Source organism: Citrobacter sp. Cpo040 (assembly GCF_030332915.1).
GTDB classification, from domain to species: domain Bacteria; phylum Pseudomonadota; class Gammaproteobacteria; order Enterobacterales; family Enterobacteriaceae; genus Citrobacter; species Citrobacter portucalensis.
The window spans coordinates 72,392-86,294 of the sequence record NZ_JAOWGX010000037.1 but is presented as its reverse complement, the minus strand read 5'-3'; the positions used below and the strand labels follow the sequence as shown (position 1 = coordinate 86,294).

9 protein-coding genes are annotated in these 13,903 nt (G+C 46.6%); 5 read left to right on the top strand and 4 right to left on the bottom strand.

Annotation, left to right across the window (positions count from 1 at the left end; genetic code table 11):
- Nucleotides 1–49 precede the first annotated feature (49 nt).
- The gene (locus OGX86_RS18965) at nt 50–1,336 is read left to right on the top strand and encodes an MFS transporter (RefSeq protein ID WP_003826074.1); all 1,287 of its coding nucleotides are present in this window, start codon (nt 50–52) and stop codon (nt 1,334–1,336) included.
- An 88-nt stretch (nt 1,337–1,424) separates the two neighbouring features.
- On the opposite strand, the gene OGX86_RS18960 is transcribed toward OGX86_RS18965, so the two are convergent.
- On the bottom strand, nt 1,425–2,597 hold the full coding sequence (locus tag OGX86_RS18960) for a hypothetical protein (protein WP_131820860.1): 1,173 nt from the start codon (nt 2,595–2,597) through the stop codon (nt 1,425–1,427).
- A gap of 841 nt (nt 2,598–3,438) precedes the next feature.
- Here OGX86_RS18960 and evgA point away from each other — a divergent pair.
- Together evgA and OGX86_RS18950 are read left to right on the top strand one after the other, a co-directional pair.
- Entirely contained in the window at nt 3,439–4,053 is a 615-nt protein-coding gene (gene evgA, locus OGX86_RS18955) for an acid-sensing system DNA-binding response regulator EvgA (protein ID WP_048225165.1), read from the top strand.
- 4 nt (nt 4,054–4,057) lie between these two features.
- Nucleotides 4,058–7,300 carry an ATP-binding protein gene (locus OGX86_RS18950; protein ID WP_286640392.1) on the top strand — a complete coding sequence of 1,081 codons (3,243 nt, stop codon included), beginning with the start codon at nt 4,058–4,060 and terminating at the stop codon, nt 7,298–7,300.
- A 74-nt stretch (nt 7,301–7,374) separates the two neighbouring features.
- Here OGX86_RS18950 and OGX86_RS18945 read toward each other — a convergent pair whose 3' ends face one another.
- Nucleotides 7,375–8,007: a YfdX family protein gene (locus OGX86_RS18945; protein WP_003826081.1), complete on the bottom strand. Its 633-nt coding sequence runs from the start codon at nt 8,005–8,007 to the stop codon at nt 7,375–7,377.
- Nucleotides 8,008–8,288: 281 nt separating this feature from the next.
- Between OGX86_RS18945 and OGX86_RS18940 the strand changes: the two genes are divergently transcribed.
- Nucleotides 8,289–8,885, top strand: coding sequence for a DUF308 domain-containing protein (locus OGX86_RS18940; RefSeq protein WP_003826082.1), 597 nt, complete (start codon nt 8,289–8,291; stop codon nt 8,883–8,885).
- Entirely contained in the window at nt 8,885–9,232 is a 348-nt protein-coding gene (locus OGX86_RS18935) for an HdeA/HdeB family chaperone (RefSeq protein ID WP_060683356.1), read from the top strand. Before OGX86_RS18940 ends, OGX86_RS18935 begins: the two co-directional genes overlap by 1 nt.
- A 208-nt stretch (nt 9,233–9,440) precedes the next feature.
- Here OGX86_RS18935 and OGX86_RS18930 read toward each other — a convergent pair whose 3' ends face one another.
- A complete protein-coding gene (locus OGX86_RS18930; RefSeq protein WP_286640387.1) occupies nt 9,441–12,557 on the bottom strand; it encodes an efflux RND transporter permease subunit in 3,117 nt (1,038 codons plus the stop codon).
- Between the two features lie 28 nt (nt 12,558–12,585).
- Nucleotides 12,586–13,740 carry an efflux RND transporter periplasmic adaptor subunit gene (locus tag OGX86_RS18925; RefSeq protein WP_286640386.1) on the bottom strand — a complete coding sequence of 385 codons (1,155 nt, stop codon included), beginning with the start codon at nt 13,738–13,740 and terminating at the stop codon, nt 12,586–12,588.
- Nucleotides 13,741–13,903 lie beyond the last annotated feature (163 nt).

Here is a 13,903-nt window from a genome sequence, read left to right as displayed (position 1 = left end):
CGCGACTATTTATGGCCGCGGTAGATCACTACACCCTAAGGACATCACAATGAACCTACAAACGTCTTTACCTTCAGGTAAACCCAAGACCTGGAAAGCAAGATATACCGTCCTGACCCTGATCTGGCTGGCGTGGCTGCTCTCTTTTCTCGACAGAATGGTGATGAGCGTTTCGCTCCCTTATATTGGCAAAGATTTAAATCTTGATACGACTCAACAAGGTTTAATTATTAGCGCCTTTTTTATTGGTTATGCTGCGTTTCAAATTCCCGGTGGATTACTGGCGGATAAATTTGGCTCGCGCAAAATCATGGCCATTGGTATTGCATGGTGGTCTGTGTTCACCAGCTTAACCGGCGCTGTGCTGACGCTGCCGCTGATGTTAGCAGTACGATTCTTCTTTGGTATCGGTGAGGGATGTTTCCCGTCGGCCTCATGGAAGATGATATCAACCTATTTCCCGTCGAAAGAGCGTGGTCGCGCCACGGCGATTCAGTCAACGGTTAACACCTTAGGCCCAGCGCTGGCGGTAGTTGTGGCGGCAAGCATCATCGGGGCATTTGGCTGGCACATGGTTTTTATCGTGCTGGGTATTCCCGGTCTGTTTATCGCGGCAGGTATCTACTTATTTACACGTGACAACCCGAAAGATCACCCTGCCATTACGCAGCAAGACCTGGCTGAGCTGGCTGCTGACGATCAGGGGAGCCTGCAAAACACCAGTGCTATCGCGTTTAAAGACGTACTCAAAATGCCGGTGCTCTGGCAAATGGCCAGCATCTGGTTTTTGTTTGATATCACCTTCTGGGGTTTTTCAACCTGGCTACCAAGCTATCTGATTACCGTACGAGAGTTTTCTCTGGCAAAGACCGGGGTCATGGCAGCCATTCCCTTCCTGTTCGGGGCAGGCGGAACATTATTAGGCGGTTATTGCTCAGACAAATTCAAACCCCAGCGTAAAACGCTGTATGTTGTAACCTCTGTTATTGCCGCGGGATTCCTGTATCTGACTTTCAGCGTGAGCAGTGCAGATATGGCGGTGGTTTATCAGTGTGTCTCAGCCCTGTTCATGTTCTTTGCCATGGCGACGTTCTGGGGCATTCTGATGGATACGATCCCGAGCAACATCATGGGGCGGGCATCCGGTATTGTTAACTTTGGCGGCCAGATGGCGGGGGTTGTATCAGCGCCTATCATCGGCTGGCTTATCCAAAGTAGTGGCGGAAGCTATAACAGCGCCTTTATCTTTATGATTGCTGCACTGTTGTGCTCAGCTGTCGTTACGCTGACAGTCAAAAGCTCGCACGCAGTGGGAGCGTTGCCCAGTAAAGCCTGATTAATGTCTCTCTCTTGTGGCTCTGCTGTTCCAGAGCCACATTAAGGATGACGGAAATAAGTGATTAAGAGCCTATCCCATTAGGCTCTTAGTAGAAACTCAGGAATCGGTTTGATAGAAATGCAGAGGATCTTTTAATCGTTTTCTCTAAGGAAAACAGTATAGGATTTTGTAAACTACAAAAATGAGATGTTTTGTTATCTCTTTTATCTATAACAGGAAAGGGGTAAAAAACCTTATTTTTAGGGAAGCATTCTGTATAAATGCTCATATGGTTTAATACTTCGCTGTTCAATGGTTTGGCCTTGTTACATATCTCGTTGGCGAATGCGCTGCATTTGCTGCAATTACAACGACATGCAGAATATTCAGTCGAGGTGAGGGAATCATTATTGCCAATATTAAATCCTAGCTTTCCTCGCCGGATATAAGCATCCATTATTCCACTGGCTTCATATTTTAGCAGTAATCCCTCCCGTTCACTCCGCGTTAAAGATGGCGATAATATATAACTCAGCAACAAGGTGGTTCTTTCATTTATGGATGGATATAGATTTAACTTGTTGATCTGTTTCGTCTTAATGATGAAATAGGACGCGATGACAAAGCCAAGGCATCGAGCGGTACTCATCTGCAGATCCCAGTTGTCTTTTTGTACGGTATATTCGTAAGTTACAGGCATGAGTGAATGTTCGTACGCAAGAAAGTCGGCAATAAACTCCATGGTCCTGATATACGGAAGTTGGTTGCCATTCATCTTGATGTATTGATGCTGGCAACACATCAAATGAACCAATTCATGAAAGAAAACAAAGTTCATAAAAGATCGGGCGGTGTTAAGAGATACCTCTACTGAATGTATGTCAACGCGATTGGCTATAATGCATAGTGCTGTATCGGCTAAGGCTGTGTGTTTAAATATGGAGGCAAGATCGAGACTGATGTTTAAGTTGTATGCTCCCGCAACAATAATTACCCATGAATAGAATCTGTGATTAATTGCAATATATGCAATATCTTCGTGGATAACTATCTGGATTAATGGTTCATTTTCGTTCACAAAACCCCATACGGTTTTGTTCACCGGGATGAGTGAGTCTTTACCCAGCCAGGCTTCGATCGTCAAATCCAGCTCAGTAAATGAATACCATGTAATATCGGTATCAATATTTTCAGGTGAACACCAGGATTGATAAGGCCAGACGTCAGGCATTGTGTCAGGGAATACAACATTGTTTAATGATTCTCGTATTTGATTCATTTTGCTATACGCCATCAATCAATTGCTTTGCTTACTACCAGAAGAGAAGCGTAACTTGCTGTTCTGGTAACCTATTTTTCTCCTTAGAATGTGAAAGTGATGCTTTTAACGTTGGCCGGTTTTTCTTCCCGCCAGGTTGTGCCAGTGTACGATCCCTCTGGATTTACAGTTTCTCCAAAAGTCAGGTTAGTAAAATTGTTATCACCCGAAAGTATGAAAAATTCTCTATCTTATTTTTTTAGCAGCGCATCGATGTAACCTGGAAATTTGAAAATGCGCTGTTTCTGCTTTATTTAAGCATAAAGACAAGTGTAGGATAATTTCATATAGAAATAAAATTAACAAAAAACGGTCGTAGGCAACGTATTGAAAAATAATATTTGTTTGTAATGTAAAGTTGCTGGCATAGAAATGTGCATGGGAATGTTCAACGTAAGCGGCTATTTGATAGCGGCTTTCCACCATGCCACCCTAACGGAATGATCGTCAGATGAGGGGTATTTTTTGTATTTTTACGGTTCTAATGCTTACTACCCTATTGATATTAATAGCTTTGTTAAGAATGACCCCTAATAAATGAAAGACCTGTCCTACATGTGTAGGAATTTTCCTTTACGTTGTGTTAATGATTTGAGATTTACAAAGGTTTAAAGTTTAATTTTTGTAAATCGAAATGTTATTTTTATGATTTATTCATTCGGATTATGAAAAAATAATAAAATATACGCGTGGCTATGCTAGAATTTTCCTCTTAAAGTCTTGCGTTTATAAAACATAATATTGAAGACTCATCTGCTCTATAGCCATCGCCTCTCTTTATTTATCGGGATTCTTATACGCAATGAACGCGATAATCGTTGACGATCACCCATTGGCTCGCATTGCCATCCGCAACTTACTCGATACCAATGGTATCGCTGTGACCACCGAACTCGACAGTGGAGATCAAGTGGTTCAAACCGTTGAAAAAACCAAACCGGAGCTGTTGATTATCGATGTGGATATTCCGGGTATCAGTGGCATCGAAGTGCTGGAGCAGCTGAGAAAGCGGCACTATGCTGGTGTAATCATTATCATTTCAGCCAAAAATGAATTTTTTTACGGCAAACGTAGCGCCGAATACGGTGCTAACGGATTTGTGAGTAAAAAAGAAGGTATGAATAATATTCTTGCCGCAATCGAAGCAGCAAAAAATGGCTATAGCTATTTTCCCTTTTCCCTTGAGCATTTTACTGGTTCATCCGTCAGCGAGCAGGATAAGCTTGATACGTTGTCGAACCAGGAAATGAGAGTATTGCGTTATATCCTTAATGGCATGGATTACAGCACAATTGCCAGCAGAATGAATATCAGTAATAAAACGGTAAGTACCTATAAAAGCCGGTTGATGGAAAAATTAGATTGTTCATCATTAATGGAAATTTATGATTATGCGCAGAGAAATAAAATAGGATAGAGTAATGCTGGAACGCTTTTTTATTTTTTTGATGGTCATCTTTACCATCGGGTTGTCTACGGGTGTAAGCTCAGCTCGGCAAGTTGAGCTAAAAAGTAACTATAATACCTCAGTGCAAAATATCGGCTTGAACAGGGAAGAAACAAACTGGTTAGCGCATAAAAAAACCTTGGTTGTTGGCACCTGGTTACCGGAAGTCTCCCCCATTGTTTATCAAAATAGCGGTGAATATTATCGAGGCGTCAACGCGGATTACCTTGCGTTAATGCAAAAGAACCTCAATCTAAAAATCATTATAAAGCAGTATGATAATGAGCAAGAGGCGCTGGCCGCGCTCGCCAATAACGATGTTGATACGCTGATAACCCAACTGTCCCGACGCCAGGATGTTGGCGGAAATCTGTTGCGCACTTCGGCATTGCTGACCACGTGGCCGACGCTTGTAACATCGCTAAAAAACACTCTGCTGCCGCTGACCTCGAACCATCAGGTTAGCGTCGCGTGTGTACGGGATTGCCCTTTTCTCGATGTTATCCAGGGGGCTTTTCCTGAGGCTAAAGTCTCATTTTATGACGACGAGTATCAGGCTATGGCGTCGGTAGTGAATGGCGATAACCAATATTATATTGGTAACAATATCACCAGCAGTCATTGTATCTCTCGATACTTCTCACAATCACTGGTTATTACGCACTACTTTGATAAGCAAGAACAATATAATTATTTTGTCGTTAACGAAGATCAGCCTGTATTAAGAAATATTCTTGATGGTTTCATTACGTCAATCAGTAATGAAATTCATATGCAAGTCATGCAGAACTGGCTGAACCGCGGCAACCTTGCCTATCTGAATGCGCCTATTCCTTTCACCGATCAGGAAAAAGCGTGGTTGAAGAAAAAGCATGTTATCCGCATTTTAATCAACCCAGATTACTCGCCCTATACGCTGGTCGATCGCAGTGGTGAGTTACGCGGTATTATTGGTGATTTGCTGAATATTATTCATCTGCAAACGGGGCTCGATTTTGAACCCATTTTAGCTAGCTCTAAAAGTGAGCAGACAAAGCAAATAAGCGGCGAACAGTGGGATATGTATCCCACTATCACGCTAACTCATCAAAACCCGCCCAATTCGGCCTTTAGCGATCCGCTGATGAATGTGGCATTTGTGATGATCACTTCCCGTGAGGAAACCGCCGAATCGCTACTGGAGAAGCCGATACGCATTGCTTTGCCTGCCGGGCATGTGCTGGAAAGTGAGCTTAAGCAACGCTATCCGCAGGCCACCTGGGTGAATGCGGATACTGGCAGTGTTGCGATGGCCATGGTCAAGGAGGGCAGCGTTGATGCGGCAATCGCTACCGAATTGTCGGCAAGATTTATGGTCGATCATTACTACCAGAAAAATATGCACTTTTTTAGGCTTCCAGATATGCCTGGTGCGTCGGTAAGTTTTGCAATCTCTCCCCGCGAGCCGGTGTTGAAGTCTGTTATGGATAAAGCGCTTCAGGCCATACCGCCACGTGAAATTTTGCAGATGACGGAGAGGTGGTCGAAAATTTCCAATACGCAGGTCGATTTCTGGAGTCGATATAGCAAACAGTTCTATCAACTGGGGATATTCGCGCTGCTGCTGATAGCAATTAGCCTGATCTGGGGGATCTCACTCTCCCGTGAGGTAAATAAAAGGAAACAATCGCAGCGGCTACTGGAAGAGCAGCTTCATCTCAAAGAAGCATTATCTCAAGAACTGGAAAACGAAAAGAATAAAGCGATTGAAGCAACCAAGGCCAAAAGCCGCTTTCTGGCGAGTATGAGCCATGAGTTACGTACTCCGGTAAGTTCGATTGTTGGCTTTGTGGAATTACTGTCGAGTTCAGAACTCAGCCCGGCACAGCGAAAAGAGGCGATTGCCCTTACCGGGGCGACGGCCCAGTCATTGCTTGGGCTGATCGGTAAGATTCTGGATGTGGATAAGATTGAGTCTGGTAAATACCAGGTAGTTCCTCAATGGACGGATCTCTCGCAGCTCATTGAATTGCAATGCCACTCTTTCGATGCCTTAGCCAGACAGAAAGGCATTACGCTTGCCTGCGTTAGTCAGTTGCCGGCGAACGAGCGGGTATTTGTCGATCAGCAGGCTTTGCGGCAAATTCTCACCAACCTGGTGGGTAATGCGTTGAAGTTTACCGAGCAGGGCAGCATTCATGTGACGGCCCGTTTGATGCCTGAGGGGGAGAATCACGGTACCCTGACCATCGCCATTAGCGACACCGGTTGCGGGATTAGTGAAGAGGAGCAGGCGGGGCTCTTCCAGCGTTACGCTCAGGGACGCTGCGGGCGTCAACAAACCGGTTCTGGACTGGGGTTATTTATCTGCAAAGAATTGGTGACGTTGATGGGCGGGACGCTGGAGTTGATGAGCGTCCCGTTGCAAGGAACTACGTTTACCATAACGCTGCCGGTTGAAACAGCTCGACAGTCGATTGTATCGGATGGCGATGCGCCCGGTACTCTGTTACCGCTTCCGTGTCTGTCTATTTTGATAGCTGACGATAATCCAACCAATCGCCTGCTGCTCAAGCGACAGTTGAATGCCATTGGCTACAGCGTGGATGAAGCGTGTGATGGGGAGGAAGCAGAAGCCAAACTAGCGAAGAAATCGTACGATCTGCTGATAACCGATGTAAATATGCCGAAAAAAGACGGGTTTGATCTCGCGGCTTCGCTACGTCGTCAACAGCCGAATTTACAAATATGGGGACTGACGGCCAGCGCACTTCCACAGTCACGCGATCGATGCCTGCAAAATGGTATGAACTTGTGCCTGTTCAAGCCTGTGTCGATTCAGACACTGACCCATGAATTGAGTAAAATCGAAACCGGTTATTCGTCTCCTTGTACAATCCGGCATTTGAAATTCAATGTGTTGACGGAAAATACCGGCGGCGATCGCGCACTGATGAACGAGATTCTCGAGACATTTCGCGAGGCAACGCTGAATGATATACAAGCGGCTGAGAAAGCCGTTCTGCAAGATGAACCTCAGCTGTTTTTGCGAGCTCTTCACCGGTTGCATGGCTCGGCGCAAATTCTGGGTATCACTGCGCTACAGAACCTGTGCGAACCTTTCGAATCCAGACGACATGACGATCTTCCTCTGGCAGTACGCGAGGAGGCATTGCAGAAGATTATTGCTGTTATGCGGGAAATTGAGATTGAGATAGACAGTCTGATTAGCCATTAATCCCCCTGATCGGGTAGCCGTAGCTGCCCGATCAGGAGAGAAAGTCCTGGTTCAACACTCCGTAGTGCTGAGTACTACTGGCCTGCGCCGATCATCTCGCTATCGACCACAATGCCATCTTCAGCGCCTTTTAACACAAGGTTTGCTTCATAGTATTTACCGGAAGTCAGCAGTTTTTGCGCGCTGGCAACGGCTTTACGAGTCTGATTCAGAGGCATCAGGTATTGGGTCTGAAGCACGCTGATACCAGCCAGTTGCAGAGTATCCACTGCACCTTTCCAGTCGCCTTTGGCCATTTTGCCATTCGCTGTTTTGATAGCGGATTCTTTGGCCGGAGTCGCAATATAGTCTTCTGACAGCGCGACCGTAGCGTTAATAACCACGTACTGATCGTCAATCATCTTGGCTTTAGGCGCAGCTTTTACAAATTTCGCCCAATCTTTGCTGTCGCCTGCCAGCAGGGAAGCCGCGTCATCGGTTAATTTTTTAGCGCTGTCAGGCTGTCCATGAAACAGGGCCAGACGAGCAAGCTGAATATCACGCATCGCATTTGCGCCTTGCACTGCGACCTGCATAACATCGGCAGCTTCTTTTTGTACATTTGCGGTAGCAGCTTGCGCCGGAGTGGTTGTGGTAGCAGTAGCAGCCATCACTGGTGCTGAACCCATCATGGTTGCAAGCACACCCGCAAGAATAATCTTTTTCATTACTTTCTCCTGAATAAATTTGGTATATGTCACCAAACGCAATAAGCATATTAAATAATGTTAAAGAGAGGAATCAGAGCCAAGATAGAATAATGACCGTTTAATCCTACAAGTGTCAGATGTCTGACATGTGTAGGAATATACGCATAGCGACATTCTCTTGTTCTTATATACGCTTCCTTAGTGGAAGTCTTATCATTCCACTGTAAGTAACATATGTTGAGTGAGTAATAATTCTTGTGTCAACAGGTTACATTGCGTTTATATATAACGGAGGATGTATGTTTGTTTTTAATCAGCGTAGCCTGAGAGCGTTTAATGAAAAAACACTCGTTCATTATAAAAAGCACGCGACGATTATGGCGGTGTTGATGTTGATTTGTGGCATCTGCTGCTTGATTTATCCGATTGCTGCAGGTGTTTATTTAAGCTATGCAACCGGTTTTATGTTCCTGGTATGTGGTTTCTATTCTATTTATAGCCTGTTTAGTTCAGGTAAAAAGCAATTGAAAGCCAAATTTACCTATGCCTTTTTTGCTATCGCGTGGTTACTGCTGGGGTACTGTTTCCTCGTGAATCCTGTGATAGGCATGAATTCACTGGCAATGGTATTTTGCTGCCTGTTTATTCTGGGGGGGATTTTTCGTATCGCCTCTGGGGTCAAACTGTTCCGTAGTCCGGGTTATGGATGGAACATTTTCATTGGTATTTTTGACCTGCTTATTGCCGGCGTATGGCTGAATATGGATCCCGACAGATCGTATGTATTTACCTCAATCTTTATTGGTGTCGAGATGATCTTTAGTTCTTTAGCTTTTATCAGCCTGCGTAGAAATGCGACGCTGGTTAAAACTGATAAGCTCGCCGATAAAAATTAATGCTAACTCTGGAGCGCATAGTGAATATTAAAATGATGGTTTCTGCGGCTATTCTTGTGACCTCTGTTATGGCACCAATGACCAGTGCTTTGGCTACTCAGGCAACGGAAGCTGCGCCACAAGATATGACCTGTAAAGAATTTGTTGATATGAGTCAGCAATACAAGACGGCAATTGCCTTTGTGATTGTTAATAAAAATTCTGACTTTAAAGGCGATGATTATGTTCCCCTGCATGAGGTGGAAACGGAAGCTGTACCGAAAATGGTTAAAATGTGCCATCAGCATCCGAATACTAAACTGGGTGAACTGGCTGTAAATCTGAAAGGTTCCGGTCTGCACTATTGATTAACCGTTTTGATAGCCTGGCTTTAGTTAGAATTGACAACCTCTGTTCCTACCATCAGTTGTTCCCTACAAAAAATCCGCGTAATGCTTACCCTGCTATCCACGAGAAACTCGCTGGATAGCCGTGCCCGCTAATAACCGTAGACCTGACAAACGAAGCCCCATCCCTGGGAATTTAATAATCTAAACCCAGGGATAGGGCAGGGGATCAGCGTCGAGCTTTAAATCGCGCTAACGTATTTTCAACGAGGACAAAGAACACAGGAACAAAATAGATTGCCAGTACCGTCGCGGCCAGCATCCCACCGATAACCCCCGTACCGACGGCATTTTGCGCACCAGAGCCTGCGCCGTCGCTTATTGCCAGCGGAATAACCCCCAGGATGAAGGCCAGTGAGGTCATCAGAATAGGACGCAAGCGCATTTGCGCGGCTTCCACCGCAGCTTCAAGCGGCGTTTTCCCTTCTTTCTGCATAATCTCGACGGCAAACTCGACGATCAGAATGGCGTTTTTAGCCGACAGCCCCATGGTGGTGAGCAGGCCGACCTGGAAATAAACATCATTGCTCAGGCCACGCAGATCGGTAGCCAGCAAAGCGCCGACCACCCCGATTGGCACAACCAGCATCACCGAGAACGGGATCGACCAGCTTTCATACAGTGCCGCCAGCGCCAGAAACACGACGATCAGCGAAATGCCGTACAGCATTGGTGCCTGGTTTGTGGATAGCGCCTCCTGATAAGACAGACCGGTCCAGGCATAGCCGACGCCTGCGGGCAGTTTATTAATCAGCGATGCCATAAATTTCATCGCATCACCGCTGCTTTTCCCTTCAACCGGCTGGCCCAGAATTTCCATTGCTGGTTGACCGTTGTAGCGTTCAAGGCGAGGAGAACCGTAGGTCCACTCGGTGGATGAGTAGGCGGAGAGCGGCGTCATGGAACCGGAGGCGTTACGTACGTACCAGTGGTTGATATTGTCCGGCAACATACGGAACGGTGTATCGGCCTGGACATACACTTTTTTTACGCGCCCTTGGTTCAGGAAATCATTGACATAGCGACTACCAAACGCGGTGGAGATGGTCTGATTAATATCCGATAACGCAACGCCCATAGCTTCAGCCTTTTTGGCGTTGACGTGAATGCGGAACATCGGCGTATCTTCCAGCCCATTTGGGCGCACTCCGTTAACTTCATCGGGTGACTGGCTGGCCAAAGCCAGGAGCTGGTTGCGGGCCTGCATCATTTTTTCATGCCCAAGATTACCGTTATCCAGCAGCTCCATATCAAAACCTGAAGCGGTACCCAATTCCGCGACTGCGGGTAAATTGAACGGATAAACGACGGCATTATTAATGGTGCTTAAAGCCATCATTGCCCGGCGAATGATGGCGGTAACCGAGTTTTCTTCGCCAACACGTTCTGACCACGGTTTCAGGCTGATAAACGCCAGACCGTTATTTTGCCCCTGTCCGCTGAAGCCAAATCCGCCAACGGTAAAAACAGACGCGACATTTTTCTGTTCTTTTGTCAGATAGTAATCCGTTATTTCCCCAAGCACTTTGCTGGTGTTTACCATCGTTGAACCGGAAGGTAATTGCGCCGTGGTCATGAATACGCCCTGATCTTCTTCAGGCAAAAAGGAGGTAGGAGTACGGAGAAACAGCACCATCATGCCAGCGCCAATGACTAAATAGACGACCATATAACGGCCGGTGCAACGTAACAGCCTACGGGTGCTGTCCGTGTAGTGATGGGTGCATTTCTCCATGAAGTGATTGAAACGAGTAAACAGAAAATGTGTGTTTGCCTTTTCTCCTTCGTGGGATTTCAACAACATAGCGCAAAGTGCAGGCGTCAGGCTCATTGCCACAAATACCGACAGCAGCATGGAGGAGATCAAGGTGATGGAAAACTGACGGAAAATTTCACCCGTTGCCCCGCTCATAAACGCCATCGGCATAAATACGGCGGATAACACGACGGCAATACCAACCAGCGCCCTCTGGAGCTGGCCCATTGCTTTATGCGTTGCCGCTTTTGGAGACAAGTGCTCTTCAGCAATAATACGTTCTACGTTCTCAACCACCACGATGGCATCATCGACTAACAGCCCTATCGCCAGCACCATGCCAAACATCGTGAGCGTGTTAATCGAAAAACCGGCAACGTCGAGTATTGCAAAGGTTCCGAGGATAACCACCGGAACGGCGATAGTGGGGATAAGCGTCGCACGGAAACTCTGCAAAAACAGATACATGACGAGGAATACCAGAATGATTGCCTCGATCAAAGTATGAAAAACACCCTGAATCGAAATCTCGATAAACGGCGTGGTGTCATAGGGATAAACGGTTTTCATACTGGCCGGAAACCAGGCCGATAATCTGTTCAGCTCTTGCTTGACCGCCTGGGACGTTGCCAGGGCATTGGCGCCAGCGGCAAGTTTAATCGCAATCCCGGCGGCGGGTTTGCCGTTGTAACGTGCAACCGTTGCATAATTTTCCGCACCCAGCTCAATGCGCGCGACATCGCGCAGCAGAACCTGAGAACCATCTTGCTGAACTTTAAGGAAGATCTTGCCAAATTCATCGGTTGTTTGCAGACGCGTCTGGACGATTATCGACGCATTTAACTGCTGATCGGCTGACTGAGGCATGCCCCCCAACTGCCCGCCAGATATCTGATTATTCTGCACTTTGAGTTGGGTAATGACGTCCTCGGGAGTGAGGTTATACTTGTCGAGCTTTTGTGGATCCAACCAGATGCGCATGGCGTATTGCGAACCGAATAACTGTACGCTCCCCACCCCGGCAGTGCGGCTTAGCGGATCTTTAATGTTCGAGGCCACATAGTCGGCAATATCATATTGGCTCAGGCTGTTATTATCAGAGATAAAACCGGCGACCATTAAGATATTGCTGCTGGATTTATCAACGCTGATCCCTTGCTGTTGTACTTCCTGTGGCAAGGAAGGCATCGCCAGCTGCAGTTTATTCTGTACCTGAACCTGCGCAATATCGGGTGACGTACCCGTTTTGAAGGTCAGGATAATCGAGGCATTACCTGCCGCATCGCTGGTGGATGACATATACATCAGGCCATCAAGACCATTCATATTCTGTTCAATCACCTGGGTGACGGAGTCTTCAACGGTCTTTGCATCAGCCCCTGGGTAGGCAGCGCTGATGGTAATGGTTGGGGGCGCAATTTGTGGATATTGGGCGACAGGCAGGTTCATTATCGCGATACCGCCCGTAAACATCATGATAATAGCGAGCACCCAGGCGAAAACCGGGCGCTCAATAAAAAAGTTGGCCATGAAGAAAGTGTCCTTAATGCCTGAAATATTACTGTTCAGCTACCGTGTCAGGTGTGTTCAGTTTTGAAGGGAGGACCCGGGCTTTGATTCCCGGACGAATTCTTTGTAATCCGGACACAATGACCCGATCGCCAGGACGTAATCCCGCGGTCACTAACCATTGATTACCAACGGCCTTCACTGCGTCTATTTCACGCAGTTGCACTACGTTCTCCTGGTCAAGGATCAGCGCGGTGGCTTTTCCTTGCTCGTTATGCGTAATTCCTTGCTGGGGGACCATCAACACGTTTTGTTGACTGCCTTCGTCCAGCAACGCCGTGACATACATACCGGGTAAAATTTCACCTTCAGGATTGGGAAATACGGCGCGCAGGGTTACCGAACCGGTGGTCTCATCAACAGCGGGATCGGAAAACTCAAGCGTACCGGTATGGCGATAGGGCTTGCCGTTTTCCAGCATCAGCTCAACCGGAATTTTGCCTTGTTGCTGGGCGATTTGGCCGTTGGCTTTCTCTTCTTTCAGGCGTAAGAAGTCCTGTACTGACTGGGTTAAATCAACATAAATCGGATCTAATCTCTGAACGGTGACCAGCGCGTTTTCCTGATTGGCAGTAACCAGGGCACCCACGGTCACGGAAGATTTGCCGCTAATGCCATCAATGGGCGAGGTAACATTGGCGTATCGAAGATTGATGGTGGCTTGTTCAAGATCCGCTTTAGCGACGGCAACATTGGCTTGCGCTTCATTAAGCTGTGAACGCGTCGTGTCATAGTCCTGGCGGCTGACGTAATTAGATTTTATTAATGCTGACTGCCGATTGAGTGTCAGACGAACATTATTGGCGGTAGCCTGTGCCTTTGCCAACGCGCCTTTAGCTGAGTCCAGTCGTGCCTGCAGCGGGGCAGGATCAATTTGATACAGTGATTCTCCTTTGCTGACTTTATCGCCTTCAACAAAGTTGCGTTTTATGATGATCCCACCAACCTGAGGGCGGATTTCGGCGATCTCGAACGCAAGCGCGCGACCCGGAAGTTCACTTTTAATATTTACTGAGGAGGGCGCTAAGGTAACAACGCCGACCTCGGGCTCCATGGCTGTTTTTACTGCAGGTTTATTATCGCAGGCGGTGATGATGATGCTGCTAAAGAATAATGGTATCAACAGTAAGTATTTTCTGTTCATAGTAATCCCTGAATAATGTGTAAACACAAATGTTCTTTTATTGCATGCAGGGTGGGGGAGTTGTCGGTAAATAACAAAAGATGGTCAGGCATGAGAAGGGTAAAGCCCATTTCTTCGCTAAAGAATTAGCGGTTAAAAATTATATGTAACAGGAAGAATGCAT

What these genes read in the sequence shown, in the direction of transcription:
- OGX86_RS18965 (WP_003826074.1), top strand. Translation starts at nt 50, where the DNA reads ATGAACCTACAAACGTCTTTACCTTCAGGTAAACCCAAGACCTGGAAA.
- OGX86_RS18960 (WP_131820860.1), bottom strand. Translation starts at nt 2,597, where the DNA reads ATGAATCAAATACGAGAATCATTAAACAATGTTGTATTCCCTGACACA.
- evgA (WP_048225165.1), top strand. Translation starts at nt 3,439, where the DNA reads ATGAACGCGATAATCGTTGACGATCACCCATTGGCTCGCATTGCCATC.
- OGX86_RS18950 (WP_286640392.1), top strand. Translation starts at nt 4,058, where the DNA reads ATGCTGGAACGCTTTTTTATTTTTTTGATGGTCATCTTTACCATCGGG.
- OGX86_RS18945 (WP_003826081.1), bottom strand. Translation starts at nt 8,007, where the DNA reads ATGAAAAAGATTATTCTTGCGGGTGTGCTTGCAACCATGATGGGTTCA.
- OGX86_RS18940 (WP_003826082.1), top strand. Translation starts at nt 8,289, where the DNA reads ATGTTTGTTTTTAATCAGCGTAGCCTGAGAGCGTTTAATGAAAAAACA.
- OGX86_RS18935 (WP_060683356.1), top strand. Translation starts at nt 8,885, where the DNA reads ATGCTAACTCTGGAGCGCATAGTGAATATTAAAATGATGGTTTCTGCG.
- OGX86_RS18930 (WP_286640387.1), bottom strand. Translation starts at nt 12,557, where the DNA reads ATGGCCAACTTTTTTATTGAGCGCCCGGTTTTCGCCTGGGTGCTCGCT.
- OGX86_RS18925 (WP_286640386.1), bottom strand. Translation starts at nt 13,740, where the DNA reads ATGAACAGAAAATACTTACTGTTGATACCATTATTCTTTAGCAGCATC.